Annotated in this window: 19 protein-coding genes; 13 read left to right on the top strand and 6 right to left on the bottom strand. The window is 60.8% G+C overall.

The window, feature by feature from the left end:
* Positions 1-94: 94 nt before the first annotated feature.
* Together R4P64_RS20465 and R4P64_RS20460 are read left to right on the top strand one after the other, a co-directional pair.
* Positions 95-523 (top strand): limonene-1,2-epoxide hydrolase family protein, encoded by a 429-nt coding sequence (locus tag R4P64_RS20465; RefSeq protein WP_033234505.1) that lies wholly within the window; start codon positions 95-97, stop codon positions 521-523.
* 30 nt (positions 524-553) lie between these two features.
* Positions 554-958 (top strand): carboxymuconolactone decarboxylase family protein, encoded by a 405-nt coding sequence (locus tag R4P64_RS20460; RefSeq protein ID WP_095888503.1) that lies wholly within the window; start codon positions 554-556, stop codon positions 956-958.
* A gap of 44 nt (positions 959-1,002) precedes the next feature.
* On the opposite strand, the gene R4P64_RS20455 is transcribed toward R4P64_RS20460, so the two are convergent.
* The 4 genes from R4P64_RS20455 to R4P64_RS20440 all read right to left on the bottom strand — a co-directional run bounded on the left by R4P64_RS20455 (position 1,003) and on the right by R4P64_RS20440 (position 6,337).
* Positions 1,003-2,382 carry a PhoH family protein gene (locus tag R4P64_RS20455; protein ID WP_033234507.1) on the bottom strand — a complete coding sequence of 460 codons (1,380 nt, stop codon included), beginning with the start codon at positions 2,380-2,382 and terminating at the stop codon, positions 1,003-1,005.
* A gap of 303 nt (positions 2,383-2,685) precedes the next feature.
* Positions 2,686-3,687: a patatin-like phospholipase family protein gene (locus R4P64_RS20450; protein WP_033234508.1), complete on the bottom strand. Its 1,002-nt coding sequence runs from the start codon at positions 3,685-3,687 to the stop codon at positions 2,686-2,688.
* A 74-nt stretch (positions 3,688-3,761) separates the two neighbouring features.
* On the bottom strand, positions 3,762-5,069 hold the full coding sequence (gene glyA, locus R4P64_RS20445; protein ID WP_045069374.1) for a serine hydroxymethyltransferase: 1,308 nt from the start codon (positions 5,067-5,069) through the stop codon (positions 3,762-3,764).
* Positions 5,066-6,337 carry a hypothetical protein gene (locus R4P64_RS20440; protein WP_045069373.1) on the bottom strand — a complete coding sequence of 424 codons (1,272 nt, stop codon included), beginning with the start codon at positions 6,335-6,337 and terminating at the stop codon, positions 5,066-5,068. The genes glyA and R4P64_RS20440 overlap by 4 nt, the downstream gene beginning before the upstream one ends.
* Positions 6,338-6,509: 172 nt before the next feature.
* Here R4P64_RS20440 and coaA point away from each other — a divergent pair, with 172 nt between their 5' ends.
* A complete protein-coding gene (gene coaA / locus R4P64_RS20435) occupies positions 6,510-7,442 on the top strand; it encodes a type I pantothenate kinase (protein ID WP_033234510.1) in 933 nt (310 codons plus the stop codon).
* Between the two features lie 6 nt (positions 7,443-7,448).
* Here the strand turns inward: coaA and R4P64_RS20430 are convergent, their stop codons facing one another.
* Positions 7,449-8,216 carry an isoprenyl transferase gene (locus R4P64_RS20430; RefSeq protein ID WP_033234511.1) on the bottom strand — a complete coding sequence of 256 codons (768 nt, stop codon included), beginning with the start codon at positions 8,214-8,216 and terminating at the stop codon, positions 7,449-7,451.
* Positions 8,217-8,379: 163 nt separating this feature from the next.
* On the opposite strand from R4P64_RS20430, the gene trhA reads away from it, so the two are divergent.
* Positions 8,380-9,048 carry a PAQR family membrane homeostasis protein TrhA gene (gene trhA, locus R4P64_RS20425; RefSeq protein WP_033234512.1) on the top strand — a complete coding sequence of 223 codons (669 nt, stop codon included), beginning with the start codon at positions 8,380-8,382 and terminating at the stop codon, positions 9,046-9,048.
* Between the two features lie 4 nt (positions 9,049-9,052).
* Here the strand turns inward: trhA and R4P64_RS20420 are convergent, their stop codons facing one another.
* Complete coding sequence (locus R4P64_RS20420; RefSeq protein ID WP_033234513.1) at positions 9,053-10,294, bottom strand: TetR/AcrR family transcriptional regulator; 1,242 nt, start codon at positions 10,292-10,294, stop codon at positions 9,053-9,055.
* Positions 10,295-10,586: 292 nt separating this feature from the next.
* Between R4P64_RS20420 and R4P64_RS20415 the strand changes: the two genes are divergently transcribed.
* The 9 genes from R4P64_RS20415 to R4P64_RS20375 are packed head-to-tail and all read left to right on the top strand — an operon-like array spanning position 10,587 to position 19,539.
* Positions 10,587-11,396 carry an MlaE family ABC transporter permease gene (locus R4P64_RS20415; protein ID WP_033234514.1) on the top strand — a complete coding sequence of 270 codons (810 nt, stop codon included), beginning with the start codon at positions 10,587-10,589 and terminating at the stop codon, positions 11,394-11,396.
* Complete coding sequence (locus R4P64_RS20410; protein ID WP_033234515.1) at positions 11,396-12,253, top strand: MlaE family ABC transporter permease; 858 nt, start codon at positions 11,396-11,398, stop codon at positions 12,251-12,253. Before R4P64_RS20415 ends, R4P64_RS20410 begins: the two co-directional genes overlap by 1 nt.
* 3 nt (positions 12,254-12,256) lie before the next feature.
* On the top strand, positions 12,257-13,522 hold the full coding sequence (locus R4P64_RS20405; RefSeq protein ID WP_317822444.1) for an MCE family protein: 1,266 nt from the start codon (positions 12,257-12,259) through the stop codon (positions 13,520-13,522).
* Complete coding sequence (locus tag R4P64_RS20400) at positions 13,519-14,562, top strand: MCE family protein (protein ID WP_317822443.1); 1,044 nt, start codon at positions 13,519-13,521, stop codon at positions 14,560-14,562. The genes R4P64_RS20405 and R4P64_RS20400 overlap by 4 nt, the downstream gene beginning before the upstream one ends.
* Entirely contained in the window at positions 14,562-15,617 is a 1,056-nt protein-coding gene (locus R4P64_RS20395) for an MCE family protein (protein ID WP_092807367.1), read from the top strand. Before R4P64_RS20400 ends, R4P64_RS20395 begins: the two co-directional genes overlap by 1 nt.
* Positions 15,614-16,711: an MCE family protein gene (locus R4P64_RS20390; RefSeq protein WP_092807124.1), complete on the top strand. Its 1,098-nt coding sequence runs from the start codon at positions 15,614-15,616 to the stop codon at positions 16,709-16,711. Before R4P64_RS20395 ends, R4P64_RS20390 begins: the two co-directional genes overlap by 4 nt.
* On the top strand, positions 16,711-17,778 hold the full coding sequence (locus R4P64_RS20385; protein WP_245005947.1) for an MCE family protein: 1,068 nt from the start codon (positions 16,711-16,713) through the stop codon (positions 17,776-17,778). Before R4P64_RS20390 ends, R4P64_RS20385 begins: the two co-directional genes overlap by 1 nt.
* Positions 17,775-18,995: an MlaD family protein gene (locus R4P64_RS20380; protein ID WP_287160047.1), complete on the top strand. Its 1,221-nt coding sequence runs from the start codon at positions 17,775-17,777 to the stop codon at positions 18,993-18,995. Before R4P64_RS20385 ends, R4P64_RS20380 begins: the two co-directional genes overlap by 4 nt.
* Complete coding sequence (locus tag R4P64_RS20375) at positions 18,982-19,539, top strand: mce associated protein mas1a (RefSeq protein ID WP_287160049.1); 558 nt, start codon at positions 18,982-18,984, stop codon at positions 19,537-19,539. Before R4P64_RS20380 ends, R4P64_RS20375 begins: the two co-directional genes overlap by 14 nt.
* The last annotated feature ends 6 nt before the right edge of the window (positions 19,540-19,545 follow it).

The raw sequence follows: 19,545 nt of genomic DNA, 5'->3' as shown, positions 1-19,545 counted from the left end.
AACTCGCTAACCTTGGAATACTTCGACAGCGACGGTTTGGGCACATTTGTCAGAGCACCGAATGAACACAGGCTCGTGATGAACAGGGGTTTCGATGAACACTGATTCGGTCACCACAGTTCGAAAGATGTTCCGCGCCCTCACCGATTTCGATGTGGACGGCGCCGCCGAGTTGATGACCGAGGACATCATCTGGCAGAACGTCTCGCTGCCGACGTTGCGCGGGAGAAATGCCGTGGTCCGGGCGCTTCGAATGGTCACGAAGCCGTCACTCAAGTTCGAGGCCGACATGCATCACATCATCGGCGACGAGTTCACCGTCCTCACCGAACGCACCGACATCCTGACCGTCGGACCACTGCGCATCGAGTTCTGGGTGTGTGGAACTTTCGAATTACGCGACGGCAAGATCGCCGTGTGGCGGGACTACTTCTCGCTGCGCGACGTCGCGTGGGGTGTGGTGACCGCGATCGGGCAGGCGGTGTTGGGTATCGGCTCTCGCAGTAGGCTGGCTCCGGCCTGACAACACCTGCCGGAAGAGAGCACTCGCCCGATGACCGAATACAACACATCTGATTCCTTCGACGCCGGACTGGCCGTGCGCACAGAAGTCATGGGTGCCGATTTTGTCGACGCAGCGTTCGAGCGCACCCGCGGAACCGACAGCGAAGAATTGCAGAACTTCGTGACGGCCAATGTGTGGGGATCGGTGTGGACGCGTCCCGGCCTCGATCGACGCAGTCGCAGCCTGATCAATCTGGGAATGCTGATCGCCCTACGGGCGGAGAACGAACTGAAAGGCCACGTCCGTGCCGCTTTGCGAAATGGCCTGACGCGCACCGAGATCGTCGAAACAGTGATACATGCCAGCGCGTACTGCGGCGCCCCGGCCGGACTCGCTGCTATGCGCGTTGTCCAGGAAGTCCTCAACGCGGAATTGGGACCGCTGGAGAACTGAGCCACTCCCCGTGCGGCAAGAATGCCGCACGGGGAGAACTATTCTCAGGGAGTCGGTCCGAACTCCTCCAACATTTCGGTAACCAACTCGGCGATCGGCGAACGCTCGCTTCGAGTGAGCGTGATATGCGCAAACAGTGGATGCCCCTTCAGCTTTTCGATCACGGCGGCAACACCGTCGTGGCGGCCGACTCGCAGGTTGTCACGCTGCGCGACGTCATGCGTCAACACCACTCGCGATCCGGTTCCGAGTCGAGAAAGCACCGTCAGTAGCACATTTCGTTCGAGGGACTGCGCCTCGTCGACGATCACGAACGAATCGTGCAGAGAACGTCCACGAATGTGCGTGAGCGGCAAGACTTCCAACATCCCCCGGGCTTGGACCTCTTCGAGAACTTCGGGTGACGCCAACCCGTCGAGTGTGTCGAAGACGGCCTGAGCCCACGGGCCCATCTTCTCACTCTCGCTGCCCGGGAGATACCCGAGTTCCTGTCCGCCAACGGCATACAGTGGCCGGAAGACCACCACCTTGCGTTGGCTTCGACGCTCGAGCACCGCTTCGAGTCCCGCGGTCAAGGCCAGCGCCGACTTTCCGGTACCCGCTTTGCCGCCGAGAGAGACGATTCCGATGCTTTCGTCCATCAGCAGTTCCAGTGCAATCCGCTGCTCGGCGCTGCGGCCGTGCAGACCGAATGCCTCACGCTCACCGCGGACAAGCTGAATCCGTTTGTCCGGTGTCACCCTCCCCAACGCACTGGACGAACCGCCGAGCAGCCGAACCCCGGTGTGACACGGCAGATCTCGCCCCTCCTCGAGATCGAGAAAGCCCTCGGAGAACAGTTCGTCGATGTCCGTCGACGCGACATCACACTCAGTCATACCGGTCCACCCGGAGGGAACGACGTCGTGCGCGTGGTACTCGTCGGCGGGAAGCCCCACGGCGCCCGCTTTGACTCGGAGCGGAATGTCTTTGCTGACCAGGACTACATCTTTGCCTTCGGCCGCAAGATTGAGCGCGCAGGCAAGTATCCTCGAATCATTACTGTCCGTGCGGAATCCGACGGGGAGTACTGCGGGATCAGTGTGATTGAGTTCGACTTGCAAGGTACCGTTCTCGCTACCGATCGGCACCGGACGGTCGAGCCGGCCGTATTCGATCCGGAGGTCGTCGAGCATGCGGAGTGCTTCTCGCGCAAACCATCCCAGTTCGTGATGATGTCGCTTGCCTTCGAGTTCACTGACCACAACAAGGGGCAGAACCACATTGTGCTCGGCAAATCTGGTGACGGCCCACGGATCGGACAGTAAGACCGACGTATCCAAGACATACGTGCGAAGTGCATCTACCGAATGACTCCCGGCTGAATTACCGGCTGAAATACTGCCCGGAACCGAGTGGGCAGAAACGGAGCGTGATGCAGTCACGGTGGGCTCCTAGGTCTGCGCTACGCCGCACAAACTAGTTCTCGCTGGACCGGTCGGCTCTTGTGTCAGGTGACACGAGGGCCGGGCGCCGGCCCTCTCGCACTGAATGTTTCAGTCACGATCAGAACCTCCCGCACAAGTAACTTCTGCGCTACTCGATACTGCCGACGGTACTGTGCTTCGGGCCATCCCGCCACGAATTCCGACACACAATGCGTGAACGCCAGGTTACAAAATGCCACTCGTGTCATTTACCGCCACAGCGGTGCTTGTCGACGCCGTCCGCACTATCGGCGCGTGAGCTCAGAAATCCTCGGCATCGAGCGCCGACTCGGTCAAAACCCGACCGATCGCGATCATCTCGGTAGCCCGCGCAAAGTCGAGACTCCTGGCCGATTTGCGGGGTACCTGGATAAGAATGTCCGGTGGATACACGGCGAGCTGGTACCTGGCCAGCGCGGACTGCACGACCTCGAGTGAACGACCCATGATCTCCAAACGCCCGATCTTCGGAGCGATATCACGACCCGTATCGACGACTCCCTCGTCCAGGCTCACCTCGTCCACACTCACCTCGTCCAGGCCCACCTCTTCAAGACCCAGGCCCGTCGAGTGACCACCGAATCGAGACACCACAGACTTCACCGTCTCCCGATCGAGAAACTGGGCGGTGCCCCGTTTGAATCGGCCGACCCACTCGTCGACGGGCCGTGGCTCCGTACCCACCCGCGCGGGCGTTCGATTCTCACGGGCGTCCGCGCCCAAACTGACACCGATCGTCAGGTCTGCACGAATCGAGAGCGTCGGCGCGACGGGAAGCGGATCGAGGATGCCGCCGTCCACCAGCACCCGGCCGTTGAGAACCAATGGAGTGATGACTCCGGGGATAGCGATGGACGCACGAATCGCGGCGTCGACCGGCCCGTGCTGAAACCACACAGACCTACCCGCAGCCAGGTCGGTGGCCACGGCGGTGAACGGGATGCGCATGTCTTCGATGCACGTTTCGCCCAGGATCTCTCGAACCCGCCCGAGTACCTTCTCCGCGTGGATGGCCCCGGGCGCTGACATCGATACGTCGAGCAACCGAACAACGTCGCGGGCCTTCAACGTCGTCGCCCACTCGGTGAATTCGTCCAGCTTTCCGGCTGCGTACAACCCCCCGATCAACGCGCCCATCGACGAACCTGCCACCCCGACTATCGAGTAGCCACGTTCCTCGAGCACCTGGATGACACCGATGTGGGCGTAGCCTCGCGCGCCACCGGAACCGAGTGCCAATGCAACTGTCCGAGACTGAGCCATTGGCCCATCGTAGGCGCCGTAAGAACGCCGACAGCCCGGCACCACAACGGGTACCGGGCTGTCGGAAAGACTGCTTAGACGTTCTTGCTGAGCAAGCCCCAGTCCTCGAGTCCGTCGTACAACGGAACGTCGAGAGCGAGCTTGGCAACGCGGGCGCGCAGGGCAACCAGATCGGCATCGCCGGCGAGGGCGGTGCCGATGATGTCGGCGACCTCGGTGAACTCGGCGTCGCCGAATCCGCGAGTAGCCAAGGCTGCGGTACCGATACGCAGACCGGAGGTGGTCATCGGCGGGCGGGGATCGAACGGAACTGCGTTGCGGTTGACGGTGATGCCGACCTCGTGCAGAAGATCCTCACCCTGCTGGCCGTCGAGCTTGGAGTTGCGCAGGTCCACGAGAACGAGGTGGACATCGGTGCCGCCGGTCAGAACACTGATGCCCTGATCTGCGACGTCCTTGTTGCCGAGACGCTCGGCGAGGATGCGTGCACCGGAGAGGGTGCGTACCTGACGGTCCTTGAACTCTTCACCGGCAGCGATCTTGAAGGTGACGGCCTTGGCTGCGATGGCGTGCATGAGCGGTCCACCCTGCTGGCCGGGGAAGACTGCGGAGTTGAGCTTCTTGGCCCATTCCTTCTTCGCCAGGATCAGGCCGGAGCGCGGGCCACCGAGGGTCTTGTGGACGGTGGAGGACACGACGTCGGCGTACGGGACGGGCGACGGGTGCAGACCTGCGGCAACCAGACCGGCGAAGTGCGCCATGTCGACCCACAGGTACGCGCCGACCTCGTCGGCGATGGCACGGAAGGCTGCGAAGTCCTGCTGACGCGGGTACGCGGACCAGCCGGCGACGATGACCTTGGGCTTCTCGGCGAGGGCGATGGAACGCACCTCGTCCATGTCGATGCGGTGATCTTCCTTGCTCACGCCGTAGGACGCGACGTCGTACAACTTGCCGGAGAAGTTGAGCTTCATGCCGTGTGTGAGGTGACCACCGTGAGCGAGGTCGAGGCCGAGCAGCTTCTCACCCGGGTTCATCAGGGCCATCAGAACGGCAGCGTTGGCCTGTGCGCCCGAGTGGGGCTGCACGTTGGCGAACTCGGCGCCGAAGAGTTCCTTGGCGCGGTTACGGGCGAGGTCCTCGATGATGTCGACGTTCTCGCAGCCACCGTAGTAACGGCGTCCCGGGTAGCCTTCGGCGTACTTGTTGGTCAGGACACTGCCCTGAGCCTGCAGAACCGAGCGGGGGACGAAGTTCTCCGACGCGATCATCTCGAGAGTGTCGCGCTGACGAGCCAATTCACCCGCCATCGCTTCGGCGACCTCGGGGTCGAGTTCGGCGAGTGGTGCAGAGTTGACGTCGGAGCCAGGCACAGCGGTCATCGAGGAATCTCCAAGGTGGATGCGGGATCGAATGTGTCCAGTCTACGAAGGTCACCCGACGTGTCTCCACCCGGTGCCGAACGCAGTGAGCTCGGCACCAGCGGCTCGTCCAACAGACGCCGGAATCGGTCTGTGCGGTCGGCTGGCGTTGCAGCCTGATCGAGCCACCCGCCGAGCAACCGGTATCCCTCGACGTACGTGCTGGTGTACGCCCGCCACAACGGGGAGGACAGGAATCGCAGCGACTGCCGTGCCCGCTCCGGCGTCGACAGTGACCACCGCTCGAGGAATCCGGCAACGTCGTCGTGGCTGCGTCCCTCGTCGTGCAGCATCAGCGCAGCGTCCTGCCGCACGCTGATCAGCTGGCCCGATGCCGCCGACAGTTGCTGGGCCTTCTCTCCGTCGAATGCCAGCCCCAGATCCGCGTAGATCTCCTGCGCCCACAGTCCCCAGTCGTGGCCGACTATCGCTTCGAGTGCCAAATCCGCCAGGCCCTCCGCCATGAGGCACTGCGGCGTGTTCACCAGGAAGAGCGTCTGCTCGAGTTGCCCGGCACCCACCAATCCGGCTTCCTTGCGGCAATGTTCGGTGTGATGGCCCGGATACGACTCGTGGGCAATCAGTCTCGGCAGGTTCGCCATGAACTGTGGGAGATCGGAATTGATCGCAACTTTGGAGCGATAGTCACCGAGGTAGTAGTTGAACCCGGACCACGGCTTGTCCCCCACCACTTCGTATTCGACGGTTTCCGACGCCGGCAGCGGGAACGTGCCACGCACCAGATCACGCAGGGCACTGGACATCGCGTCGACGCACTCGGCCAGTTTCGCAGCCGGAATCTCGTCGGCCTTGCGATGTGCCTGCACGCGCTCCACCAGCGTTCCCGGGCCTGGTAGCACCTCACCCATCAGGCGGTGAGCATCGCCGTATGCGTCTTCGTTTCCCTTCGAAATTCGCACGTCGAAGTAGGCCTCGACCTCGTCGACAAACCCGATCTCCTCGCCCGCGAACTTGCGGCCGGAGCATTCGAGAGCCCGTAGGTGAACGTCGATGAAGTGAGCCCGGTCGGCGTTCAGACCACTTGCCGGCAACTCGGCGCGAAGCTCTCGAGCGGTGCGGGCGAGTACGCCCGGATCGGGCTTCGTTGCATTTTCAACTTGCTGACGGAGTGCCGGATCGCCGGTGAACGCGTCGACAAACCCTTCCTCGAGTCGATCGAAACCTAGTCCCAGCAGCAGATATCGGCGAACGAGCGAGTCTGGATCCATAAGGCACAAGCCTAGCGCCCGCGCCCGGAATGCGACCCGACGACAACTCCTTACGTGGCACCAAGCACAATTCGGTTATGCACTTGGATCGTGCGCACTCGCGCCTGGCTTGCTCGCACGCTTCGCCCGTACCAACGGCATCACAGTTCCTCGGCACCGGCGAGCTGCGCTGATGGCACGCGCCGGCGAATCCAGCCCGTATGTCGAGTTCGACCGTAAGCAGTGGCGCACACTGCGTAAGTCGACTCCGCTCGTCCTGACGGAGGACGAACTGTACGGCCTCCGCGGCCTCGGTGAGCAGATCGACCTCGAGGAAGTTGCCGAGGTGTACCTCCCGCTGGCTCGACTGATCCACCTACAGGTTGCCGCAAGGCAGCGACTGTTTGCCGCTACCGCAACGTTCCTCGGCGAGAAACACCCCGATCGACAAGTTCCCTTCGTCATCGGCGTGGCCGGTTCGGTGGCCGTCGGCAAATCCACGACGGCCCGTGTGCTGCAAGCACTCCTGGCCCGATGGGACCATCACCCGCGCGTCGATCTTGTCACCACCGACGGGTTCTTGTACCCCACCAAAGAACTGCACCGTCGGGGCATGATGCACCGCAAGGGTTTTCCCGAGAGCTACGATCGCCGCAAACTCCTGCGATTCGTGACCGAGGTGAAATCGGGCGCCGAAGAGGTAGCGGCCCCGGTCTATTCGCATACTCTGTACGACATCATCCCCGGCCAATTCCACCTGATCCGTCAGCCCGACATCCTCATCATCGAGGGCCTCAACGTGCTGCAGACCGGTCCGCGTCTGATGGTCTCGGATCTGTTCGACTTCTCCATCTACGTCGATGCCCGGATCGAGGACATCGAAGCTTGGTACATCGAACGGTTCCTGGCACTACGGAAAACGTCGTTTGCCGACCCGAACGCGCACTTCCACCACTACTCGGGACTATCGGACCGCGACGCGACCAGCGCCGCCAAGGACATCTGGAACTCGATCAATCAACCGAACCTGGTGGAGAACATCCTCCCCACCCGTCCGCGAGCAACGCTGGTGTTGCGCAAGGACTCCGATCACACGATCAACCGGCTGCGCCTGCGCAAGCTCTGATACTGCTCAGGCGCCGAACCGGCGGTGCCTTGCCGCATAGTCACGAAGGGCCCGGAGGAAGTCGACCCGGCGGAACTCGGGCCAGTACGCCTCGGTGAACCAAATCTCCGAATAGGCACTCTGCCACAACAGGAATCCCGAAAGCCGCTGCTCCCCCGACGTGCGGATCACCAGGTCGGGATCGGGCTGACCTGACGTATAGAGGTGACTGTCGATACCGTCGACGGTGATCGCCTGGACCAGTTCGTCGCCACTGAGTCCTTGGCTGAGCTTCTCACTCAGCAGCGACTGAACGGCGTCGGCGATCTCCTGGCGGCCGCCGTATCCGATCGCGATGTTGACGTGAGTTCCGGTGCGGCCTTCGGTTCCGTCCGCGGCATCACGAAGGCGCCGCGACTGCTCGGCCGGCAACAGATCCAGAGCGCCGACGATCTGCACGCTCCAGTTCTTGCTCGGCCCGGAAATCTCCTCGACCACATCGGTGATGATTTCGAGGAGTGTGTCCAACTCTTCGGGGTCCCGGCGCAGATTCTCGGTGGAGAGTAGGTAGATCGTTGCCATCTCGATTCCGGCGGCATCGCACCAGTCGAGCAGTTCGGAGATCTTGAGTGCGCCCATCCGGTGCCCGTGACTGACGTCCGTGAAACCGTTCTCGCGCGCCCAGCGTCGGTTACCGTCACACATCACCGCGACGTGCCTCGGATGGGTGAGTCCATCCAAATGCTTCAAGAGCCGTCGCTCGTAGATGCTGTACAGCAGTCCGCGCACCTTCACCGTGACATCACCATGGTGACAAAGACTACGCCGGGACCTTGTCCCCACTTGCGAGCGCCGTCACGCTTTATGGGCACGCCGAAAAGCTGCAGGTAGGTTATGCTACTGACACGTAACCTACGGTACCGTAGGTTCTGGCAGCGTTGCCGAAAGGAGTTAAACGATGACAGCACTCGGGTTGGATGCACTTCCGGTCAAACCACGCATGCGCGGATGGATCCATCTGTGGGCACTCTGCGTTTCCGTCGTAGCGGGCATCGTTCTCGTCGCGGTGGCGGGCGCTCAAGTCGGAGCCAAGGCGGCCTTGGCCACGGCGATCTACAGCATCACTATCTGTGGCCTTTTCGGCATCAGCGCGACCTATCACCGCATCCACTGGAAAACCGTCGACGCCCGCATCTGGATGAAGCGCGCCGACCATTCGATGATCTTCCTGTTCATCGCGGGCAGCTACACACCGTTTGCGATGCTTGGCTTGCCCAGCGAGACCGGCACTGTCGTCCTTGCGGTCGTCTGGGCTGGTGCACTCGCAGGCGTTGCGCTCAAGATGCTGTGGCCGACAGCCCCTAAGTGGGTGGGTGTGCCGCTGTACCTGATTCTGGGATGGGCCATCGTGCCCGTCGCCGGTGAGATGACCCACCAGGTTGGCGTCGCGCCGATGGTGCTGTTACTGGTCGGCGGAATCCTCTACAGCGTCGGAGCAATTCTCTACGCCACCAAATGGCCGAACCCGTGGCCCACGACGTTCGGACATCACGAGTTCTTCCACGCCGCAACGGTCGTCGCGGCAATCTGCCACTACATCGCCGTCTGGCTCGTCGTCTTCAACTGACGCATCACCGCTGCGCTGGTCCACCGAACAGAACTGCCGAAACCAAGCAGTGAACTTTCCACACATTCTCCGGCCCAGGATCGAATCCGAGCAGACGGCCGACATCGGGAACCACGTTCAGCGCAGCATGCACGACGAACATGCTCTCGGGCTCCGTGAGCTCCGGTCGGATCTCACGGAGCAATCGCGCCCATTCGACCACGTAGAGTTTTTGCCGACTCTTCAAGTCATTTCGATGACTGGGCAACAGATTGTGCATCTCGGAGAAGTAGATGGACATCAACTCGTGTTGCGCAAAAGACAAGTCGACATACATCAACGACAGTGATGCCAGTGCCTCGGCCGGCGAATCCGACGCGTCCAGCACCGACACCGTAGCGACGTCCAGGCGATCTGCAGCCCGGTAGAAGATGGCGGAGAGAAGGTCGGCTTTGCTCGGGAAGTATCGGTACATGCCGGACGCGTTCAAACCAGCTGCGGCAGCTATCTCTTCGATCTTGACGTCGTGGTAGCCATGGGAGTCGAAGAGCCGCACCGCTTCATGCAGTAGACGCTCCCGCTTGTTGTCCCCCAGCGGCGCAAGCACCGAGCGGCGGCTTTGTGGATTGTCCTGGCGACCTCGCGCAAATCTCGCCTGATCTATCGCCACACATGCACTCAGCAGGATGCGTTCAATTGTCTTCTGCGGCAATACGAGATTGTGGGCCGTGATGCTTCCGATCGCGCTGAACATCGCGGCCACCACAAGCCTTGCGTCGCGCTCACTGACCGGAGTGTCCGACGGTGACAAATGGGCACCCACCCGGCGATTGATCAGAATCGAATGCTCGCGAATCACCGCTTTGTCTGATGGTTCGAGAAACCTGCTCTCCCAACGGTAGATACCCGCGGTCCGGCGATTGCTGATCGTGGTTCGGATTACAGCCAGCAGATCGCGCGGAAGCCGATCGGCATCTTGCCCGCTGCTCTCCACCGCATCGAGAGCCTCGGTGAGCGCTTCCATCAACGACAGCGCCGAATACTGAAACAGTGCGTACTTCTTCGGAAAATGGCGGTAGAGAGCCGAGGGCGAGATGCCCACCGACGACGCGATGTCTTCGACACTGACACCGTGGTAGCCGCGCTCACTGAAGGCGATTGCCGCTGCGGCCGCAATTTGTGCCTTGCGGTCTTTCGGTCTCTTCTTTGCTTCGACCGCACGACTCCGACCGACGGCCGGAGCAACCCTCAGGTCTCTTGTTGTCACTGTCTCCGGCCTGCTTCCGTATCGAGAATAGTCGTACACATCTTGCGCGCACCTACCGTGCACGCACTCGAAGATGCAGCTTTCAACTGTAGTTATATCAAGTTTCCGTCGCCAACCAGATAAGTTCTGAGAAGAATTCCCATTCACATAACTATTGCCGCACGCGAGTTGCTGTGAAATGATTCACACATAATCCGCCACGATCGCACCCCTGCACGTCGGCCCGTCTCGACGCCTGAACACACTCGACATCTTCAATGAAAGAACTTGAGCTGCAAAGGAATAGAACCAGGTGACGTACGAACTGCCAGCCTCGAAAGGCCCGGTACGAGACGTAGCGCTCGAGGGCGGCTACCTGATCGGATTCTCGGTGCAGGCACTGTTCGGCCTGTTCACGGCCATCATCCGCAGGCGGCTCTCGTTGCACGAGACGATAACTCAAACGCTGTTCATCGGCCGGGTGAGCACCGGTCCGTCCCTGCTGCTCATGATCCCGATCGGCGTCTTCATCGCGGTGTCGGTCGGTGAGCTCGCGGGGCGAATCGGCGCAGGCGGTTACTCCGGTGCGGTTGTCGCGTTCATCATCGTGGGTCAGGCCGCAGCGCTGGTGTGCGCGCTGATGATGGCAGGGGTTGCCGGATCGGCAATCTGTACCGATCTGGGTTCACGGAAGATCCGCGAAGAGATCGACGCCATGGAAGTCATGGGTATCGACGTCATCGAGCGTCTTGTTGCTCCGAGATTGGTTGCAGCGGTAGTTGTTTCCCTAGCTCTATGTTCCATGGTCACGTTCGGCGGAGTGATTGCGTGCTACCTCTACCACATCTACGTTCAGCATCTGCCTGCCGGAACATTCATGGCGACGTTCAGCCAGTACGGCCGGTCATCCGACTTTGTCATGGCCTTGGTCAAGGCCGCGATCTTCGGTATCGCTTCGACTTTGGTCGCCACCTTCAAAGGACTCCACGCCAAGGGCGGCCCCCGCGGCGTCGCCGATGCCGTCAACGAAGCCGTGGTCATCGCCTTTGCTCTGGTCTTCATCGCCAACACGGTTCTGTCCGCGCTGTATACCGTGATAGTTCCGGCAGTCGGTGAATTCTGATGTCGCTCGTCGATCTACGGATCAGAGCCCACCAGGCGAGCAGACCGCTGCGGACCGCTGCCGACGGTTTGGTGTCGCTCGGTCAGCATGTGACGTTCTACGTCCGTACAGTCGCGTCAATTCCGTTTGCCCTCACCAAGTATCGCAAGCATGTACTCGGCCAGATCAGCGAAGTCAGCTTCGGCACGAACTCGCTGCTGTCGGGCGGCGGAACTATCGGCATCGTGTTCGCGATGTCCCTGGCAGCCGCAATGATGCTGGGTGTCGAAATGCATCGAGGACTCGAACTCGTGGGCATGACCTCACTGTCGGGAATGCTGTCGGCCGTTGCCAACACACGTGAACTTGCGCCGGTTGTAGTTGCAATTGCGTTGGCCGCCAAGGTCGGAACGGGCTTTACTGCGCAGATCGGCGCTATGCGCATCTCCGATGAGATCGACGCCTTGGACTCGATGGCGATCAGATCCATCCCGTTCCTTGCCGGCACTCGGGTGATCGCGGCAATGATCTGCGTCATTCCGATCTACATGATCGGTCTGCTGGCCAGCTACCTGTCGACCCGACTTGTCGTCGTGTTCTTCAACGGCGCATCGGCCGGAACGTACGACTACTTCTTCCACCTCGCAATTTCCCCGCAGGACCTCCTCTACTCCGGTCTCAAAGCTGTGGTCTTCGCAGCCGTTGTCGCGCTGGTGCATTGCGCCTACGGATATTACGCCTCCGGTGGACCGGCGGGTGTGGGTCAGGCAGCCGGCCGCGCGCTCCGTACTGCAATCCTCGCGATCGGAATCCTCGACGTCATCATGACTTTCGGCCTGTGGGGTCTGGTTCCCCAAATCCCCGGAATGGGGGTCTGAGCCGTGGACAGACTTACTACGCGCACCAAGATGGCCTACGCACTGCGCGGCGCGGTGGCTATAGCGGTAGCCGTCGTCGCCGCAGTCGCCATGGTGTTGCGCGGCTCGGGCAATCTCGAACGCAGCACAGATGTGTACGTCGCGGTTCCTGCCGACGCCGGGTTGATCAGTGGCGAGGCTCCGGTTCGATACCACGGGGTCAATATCGGCCGCATCGGCGACATCGATTCGGGTACTACAGAATCGGTGGTGCAGCTGCAGATCGATACCGGTGAAGCGTCGAAGATCCCGGCAGACGTCGTGGCACGAGTAGTACCCCGGACATTTTTCGGCGACATCTACATGCAGCTTGTCGACAATCCGAATGCCCAGAGTCAGACAACGCTGTCGCAGGGCGACACCATCCCCATGGACACCGGTCCCGAAGCCGTCGCACTCTACGACGTGTACACCGAACTGGTGTCGGTACTCACCGCGATGCGCCCCGAGAAAATGCACACCGCTCTGACCGCGCTGGGTCAGGCCTTGGACGGGAACGGCGCCGAAATCGGTGCCACTATCGACAATCTCAGCGCCGCCTCGACAGTGCTGACACCGGCGGCACACCAATTCCTCGATTCGACACCGGAATTCACGTCGGTTGTCGACGCATTGGACCGCGCAACTCCCGACATACTCGACACCCTTGCAGCGGCCACGTCAGTCTCCAACAGCATGGTCGCCAACCAGGAAAACCTCGAGAGATCGATGAGCGCGGCCGCGGTCTTCGCCGCGACGCTCGACAACTTTGTCGACGAGAACACCGGCAACATCATCACCGTCATCGACTCCACCGGAAAGATACTCGCAACAACAGCAGCCAACCCCGAAGGCCTACGCTCCACTCTGGCCAATGCCGGCGCTTTCGGCGCCGCCGGTGCGCGGGTATTCTCCACCGGAAAATTCAACATCACAGCAGTTCCCACGTTTGCCGATCCGCTTCCGTACACAGGCGAGGATTGCCCTCAGTACGTGGATGAGCGCGGCGCGCAGTGTTCGGGTACCAATCTGAGTTCGGGCACCAATCTGGTGCCGGTTACCGGTGGCGCTGAGGAAGCCTCAGCGCTTCTCATTCTCGAGGATCAGCTGCTCGGCAACCCGCCACTCGACAACACGCCACTCGACAACACGCCACTCGACAACACGGCCGGCGATGCCACCGCTCCCAACCCCGCAACAACTCTCATGTTGGGGCCGTTGGTCCGGGGAAACGAGGTGAGTATTCCGTGAAAATTCGGACCGCTCAGGTAGTTCGCTTGTCACTGTTCTGTATCACCGGCCTCGCGTGCGCGTCGTTCGTGGCGAACACGTTGTCGGTACCGGTTCGTGGGGACACCGCTTCCTATTCGTTCGAGTTCACGGACGTGGAGGGCTTGAATCCCGGTAATCCGGTGACCATGTCGGGTGTCCGGATCGGCAGGGTGGACTCGGTCGCGTTTGCCGACAACGGTGGTGGCACAAGCAAAGCGATCGTCGACGTCGAGATCGAATCGCAGTATTCTCTCGCGTCCGATGTTCGGGCTACCGTCCGCTACGGCGACATGTTGGGCGCCCGCTACCTCGCACTGACTCACAATGACGGTGCGCAATCGGGACCAGCATCGGTGTCAGCGAGAACGCTGGAACCTGGTGGGACTGTTCCGCTGACGCAGACAACGCCCCCGATCAACCTGACCGCGTTGATGAACGGCTTCAAACCACTGTTTGCCGCATTACAACCCGAGCAGGTCAACACACTCACTCGGAGTTTTGTCGAAACGTTCAACGGGCAAGGTGGCGCGATCTCCGCGCTTCTCGACCAGATCGCCGCCATGACATCAAGTCTCGTCGACCGCCAAGATGTTTTTGCGCAACTGTTGACGAACATGAACACACTCCTCACCTCCGTCGACGATCGCCAACCCGAAATGGTCAGCCTCCTTGACGGTTTGAACGGTCTCAGTACCTCGGTTGTCGAACAGAACGACCAACTTGCCACACTTCTGGATCAGGGAAACCGCACCGTCTCGTCGTTGGCTCAGCTGATGACCGGATCGAACGGATCTTTCGGCACGACGGTTGCGCAACTCGAAAATGTTACCGCCGGTTGGATTGCGAGCACCGACGAATTCAATCGACTTGTCGCGAACCTCCCCCAGTTTGCCGATGCCGCAAACCGGATCGGCAGCTACGGAAGTTTCATCAATCTTTATCTGTGCAATTTCACACTGAAGGCAGGGGACGTGGAAGCCAATATCTTCGGCACAACACATTCGCCGGTGTGCTCATGATGTTTCTGGTCAAGCTGATCGACGTTTTTGTCGGCATCATGCTCTTTCTGTTCAAAGGGGACCGTCGCCAGAGCGGCAGCGGAACTGCTTTGGCGTTGGGCAGCCTCGGGATCTTTGTTCTGGTGGTCGGACTGGCTGCCGCGCTGGGTATTCCGAAACTCTGGTACAACGTTCGAACGTCGGCATACACAGCTGAATTTGCCAATGCCAGTGGCCTTTCCGACACCGACCCGGTGTACGTAGCCGGAGTTCCCGCCGGACGGGTGGATTCCATCGAACTTGCCGGAGACCACGTGATCGTCAGCTTCCGCCTGGACAAGGATCAACCGTTGGGCAACCAGAGCACCGCCACCGTCCGACTCAAGACCGTCCTGGGTAAGCGTTACCTCGAAGTGGTGCCTGCCGGTGTTGTGGACGACAACGACGGACGCGTCATCCCACTCTCGCGAACAACGGTGCCGTACAGCCTCGACGACGTCAGCGCCGACGCAACCCACGCGGCAACCGGCGTAGATCTGCAAGCGATGGAGTCGATGATGGACACTCTCTCGCAGGTGATTCCGACCGACTCCGATCAGGTGGGCCGAGCGCTGGCCGGAATCAGTGGTGCCTCCGCAGCCTTCGCACAGAACGGCGAGCAGATCGACCAAATTCTGACGATGTCGCGAGAGCTGTCGGACATGGCTGTGGCGCAGACTGATTCGATAGTGAACACGGCTGCAAACGCTCAGACCATCGTGCGCACACTTGCCATGCGCAAGGACGCCCTCACTCAACTCGTCGACAACCTGACGATCATCATCTCGAAGCTTTCCACTACGTTCACCGCACGCGAGGGCGAATTCGGAGCACTGACAGACAACCTGGTCGCCGTCACCACAACGCTGAAGAACAATGCCGATCAGATCGACCTGCTGATGACACGTCTTCCGTCTGCATTGCGCTCGGTCACCGACGCCACCGGCACGGGCGACTGGACCGACGTCAACGCACCGGCAGCCGTGATTCCGGACAATCTACTCTGCGCGCTCGGCATCATGGAGGGCTGCAAGTGAATCCACGAAAAGCCGTCACTGCCCTGCTCGTCGTGACCCTCGCGATCGCGCTGCCAGGCTGGTACATCTTCGGACGAACCGATCAGTCGAAGACCGTCTACGCCGATTTCAGTTACGTCGGGGGGATCTACGAGGGAAGCAAGGTCACAGTTCTCGGTGTCGGCGTCGGGACAGTCACGTCGGTCGAGCCCCGCGGAACATCGGTTCGGGTGGCGATGTCCATGCCGACCTCCGTGGAACTTCCGGCAGATGCGTCGGCGTATGTTCTCAATCCTTCGGTGATCAGTGATCGCCACATCGAACTCGGACCGGCGTACACCGGCGGAGACACTTTGGAAGACGGCGATCAGATTCCCGTCGAACGCGCACATTCCCCAATCGATTTCGACGGTTTGATGGGAAGTGTCAGCACCTTGGCCGAAGCGTTTGCCGGCGACGGCGGCAATCTCGGGGATCTTGTCAGTCGCGGTGCGGCCGGGTGGGCGGGCCAGGGCGATCAGTTCAACATGGCAATCCGAAACCTCAGTACGGCAACGGGAGTAGTCGGTGCTCGGTCCGAAGACATCGGCGCACTCGTCGACAACCTCAGCACCTTGATGGCCGCTCTCGACGCCCGGCAGGTCGGTCTCGACGAACTTGTCGGCGACTTGGGCCAATTGGGTGATCAGTGGTCGAGCCAGAACATGGACATCTCCCAACCACTTCAGGATTTGCAGGTGGTGTTCGATCAGCTGGAGCGCTTCATGACCACTCACGGCGACGACGTCGGTGCCATCGCCGGCAACGTTGCGGTCCTCGGCGACGTACTGGCGGCAAAACAACCGGGTCTCGCCGAATTCATGGACCTTGTGCCGTTGATGATGGCAAACCTGTCCGGCACCATCGGCCCCGATCAGCGTGGACGTATTCGACTCAATGTCTCGACAGCACTGACGCAATTTGCTGTGGCGCAACCGTTGTGCGAGACGTACAAGCTGCCGATCTGCACCGGTGCCGGCTTCACCAACCCCATTTCCTTCCCGCTCAGTGCGTCCGATCCGCTCGGAATCGCGTCTGCGGTATCCGGCGGCGTGGCCTCGGGAGGTGGCAACTGATGCGACAGTCTGTTCGGATACTCACCGCAGTCGCGGCAGTAGGTGTTGGTTGCGCGGTGGTCTTTGCGTTCGGCGGTTGCAGCGCCGGTATCCAGGATCTTCCGTTGGGCCGCTCGGCAGACGGTGATGCGTACACCGTGGCAGTGCAGTTGGCGGGCGCTGACGGTCTTGTTCTGGGAGCCGACGTCCGCAGTGGTCAGAAGGTGATCGGACGGGTATCCGCACTGTCCGCAGACGTGGTCGGAGCCCGGGTGAGTCTGAGTCTGGACACTGCGACTCAGTTGCCGGACAATGTCGAAGCATCCGTCGAACTTCCCTCAGCGCTGGGTAATCCGTTCATTCGACTACTTCTGCCGGAAGTACCATCGAGTTCGGTGTTGAGCGACGGTGACACCATTCCGGAGTCCCGCACCGAGATCGGCCCGCAGGTGGAAAGTGCACTCGCGACACTCGGGACAGTTCTCACCGGGAGCGGCATCGACCAACTCGATACCGTCGTGAGAGAACTCAACACTGCGTTCTCCGGCCGGTCCGGTGAGGTGCGCTCCCTGACCGATACTCTCACCTCCCTCATGGCGGAAGCCAGTAGTCATCAGGACGAGTTCAACGAGGCCGTCGATCTCGCCGCTCGGGTCTCCTCGCAGCTCGCCGGACAACGCGAGATCATCGACAACTATTTGGATTCCGTCCCTCAGGTGGTGTCGATTCTTGTCGGTCAGAAGGATCAGATTTCCAGCCTGTTGAACTCGACGGTTCAACTCGCCGTCAACGCGAACACGATTCTCGACTCCTCTCCGGGCGGGCTCGACAGCATGCTCCAGGATGCGTCGACCGTTGTCGGGACTCTCGATTCGTTCAACTCCGAGATGGGCCAGACACTGGCAAATATGAACGGAATGCTCGAAAGTTTCACCTATGCGGTGCGCGGCGACTACCTGATGTTCGACGGCGCCCTCGACATTCCCGGCACGATCGACAAACTCTGGACCGGTGGGATGGCCGGCGGCGCAGCAGCTATCGCGGCGCCCGGAACTCTGACCGATCTTCTGCAGGGAGGCCGACGATGAAACGTCTTGCGCTCGTGCAACTTGTCTTGTTTGCGCTCACCGCTGCCGTCGTCATTCCGTTCGGCATCGTCTACGTCGTCGGTCCACAAGGTTTCGGAGATCACATCCGGCTTCACGCCACCATGTCCGACGCTTTCGGCCTGACCGCGGGAACGGTGGTCACCTATCGCGGGGTGCAGGTGGGAAAGGTCAGCGAGGTTGCTCTCGACTCGAGTACCCGTTCCGCTCGCGTAGAGCTCTCGCTCAACGAAAACGCCGAGATACCCGCCGACAGTGTTGCCAAAGTGACGATGGGAACTGCCGCCGGAATTCAGAACGTGGACATCTATCCCAACACCGATCAGGGACCTTACCTTCAGGACGGCGACGAGATCGCGATGCCGGCGGATCAACAGCCGGTTCAGATGAGCCAGTTGATGCTTCAGGCGTCGGATGTGCTCGAGGGTCTCGATCCGCAGGCGATCAGCGACATCGGAACCGAATTGGGAAACTCGTTCAACGGACTCGGCCCAAGTCTGTCCACGATGATCGAGAACGGTGGGACGCTGTCCGCACAGTTGAACGATCAGTCCGCGGAACTCGCGGCGCTGCTCTCACGCACCTCGACGTTGGTTGATTCCATGGCAACACAATCGGATTCGTTTGTCCGCGGGATGTCGGCTGCCAAGAACTTCACCGAGCAACTCGATTCCAACGCGCCGGTGCTGATCTACCTCACCGATCATTCACCGGCAGCGTTGAGCAGTGCACAACAGTTGTTCGACCAGTACCACAACACTTTTGGAGCCGTGTTGGCCAATCTCGTGACAGTTGCTCCGATCATCTCCGACCGCACGGATGCCCTGGAAACGGGATTGGTCACGATCCCTCGAGGCCTCGCGGATCTGGCTTCGATCGTAAAGGGTGATCGCGCCGATTTTGCGCTGGTCGCCACACAAGGACCGGTATGCAACTACGACACTGCCAGGCGCGAAGTGGGTGATCTCTCCCCCACCAGCCCGAACCTCGCGATGTACTGCCCACCGGCCGATGATCTGGTCCAACGCGGAGCGCGGAATGCTCCGCGACCGAACGATCTCGGATTGCAGAATGCCACCATCCCCGGCACGCCAATCGGCCCGCCGGTTGTCGATGATCCCATTCTCATTCCGACCGGCGTAGACGCACTGAACTATTGGAGATCGATGTTGGAAGGACTGGGAAATGGCACCCGCTGAAAGCACACTGATGGACAAGACCGAGCAGGAATCGGGTGACCAGCCGGACCGTCCGTCGTTGCTGCGACGCCTGAAGACGCCGCGCACCGCCCTGACTGCCGTATTGGCTCTGGCACTGGTCGCAGCAGTGGCGGCGTGGGGATTTCAGATGTATTCGGAAAGCCGGAACAACACCCTGCGCCAGGAAGCTCTCGGCACTGCCCGCGAATACTCGGTCATCATGTCTTCCTTCGATTACCAGGATCTGGACGCGAACAAGGACTCGATTGCCTCCATGTCGACCGACGAGTTTGCCGGTACTTACCGAACCATGGTCGATTCGCTGCGCGATGTCGTCGCCGGCGGGCAGGGGCAGGCAACCGCTACGGCGGCACACGTAGGTATCGAGTCCATGGACAGTTCATCGGCAACAGTTCTGGTGTTCGTCGATCAGGAAGCCAAAAATGTTGCTGCGCCGCAAGGGAATGCGCAGAAGTATCGGATGGTCATCTCGATGGTCCGATCGAACGACCAGTGGCTCGTCAGCAACGTAGAGACGAAATAGGAGGGT

This window comes from Rhodococcus sp. IEGM 1366 (genome assembly GCF_033142425.1).
GTDB classification, from domain to species: Bacteria; Actinomycetota; Actinomycetes; order Mycobacteriales; family Mycobacteriaceae; genus Rhodococcus_F; species Rhodococcus_F globerula.
Note: the sequence above shows the minus strand (reverse complement) of the source record. Positions and strands in the feature narration are given on the sequence as shown.

Coding starts and splice junctions, on each gene's coding strand:
- R4P64_RS20465 (WP_033234505.1), top strand. CDS start 95: ATGAACACTGATTCGGTCACCACAGTTCGAAAGATGTTCCGCGCCCTC.
- R4P64_RS20460 (WP_095888503.1), top strand. CDS start 554: ATGACCGAATACAACACATCTGATTCCTTCGACGCCGGACTGGCCGTG.
- R4P64_RS20450 (WP_033234508.1), bottom strand. CDS start 3,687: ATGGCTCAGTCTCGGACAGTTGCATTGGCACTCGGTTCCGGTGGCGCG.
- glyA (WP_045069374.1), bottom strand. CDS start 5,069: ATGACCGCTGTGCCTGGCTCCGACGTCAACTCTGCACCACTCGCCGAA.
- R4P64_RS20440 (WP_045069373.1), bottom strand. CDS start 6,337: ATGGATCCAGACTCGCTCGTTCGCCGATATCTGCTGCTGGGACTAGGT.
- coaA (WP_033234510.1), top strand. CDS start 6,510: ATGGCACGCGCCGGCGAATCCAGCCCGTATGTCGAGTTCGACCGTAAG.
- trhA (WP_033234512.1), top strand. CDS start 8,380: ATGACAGCACTCGGGTTGGATGCACTTCCGGTCAAACCACGCATGCGC.
- R4P64_RS20410 (WP_033234515.1), top strand. CDS start 11,396: ATGTCGCTCGTCGATCTACGGATCAGAGCCCACCAGGCGAGCAGACCG.
- R4P64_RS20395 (WP_092807367.1), top strand. CDS start 14,562: ATGTTTCTGGTCAAGCTGATCGACGTTTTTGTCGGCATCATGCTCTTT.
- R4P64_RS20385 (WP_245005947.1), top strand. CDS start 16,711: ATGCGACAGTCTGTTCGGATACTCACCGCAGTCGCGGCAGTAGGTGTT.
- R4P64_RS20380 (WP_287160047.1), top strand. CDS start 17,775: ATGAAACGTCTTGCGCTCGTGCAACTTGTCTTGTTTGCGCTCACCGCT.
- R4P64_RS20375 (WP_287160049.1), top strand. CDS start 18,982: ATGGCACCCGCTGAAAGCACACTGATGGACAAGACCGAGCAGGAATCG.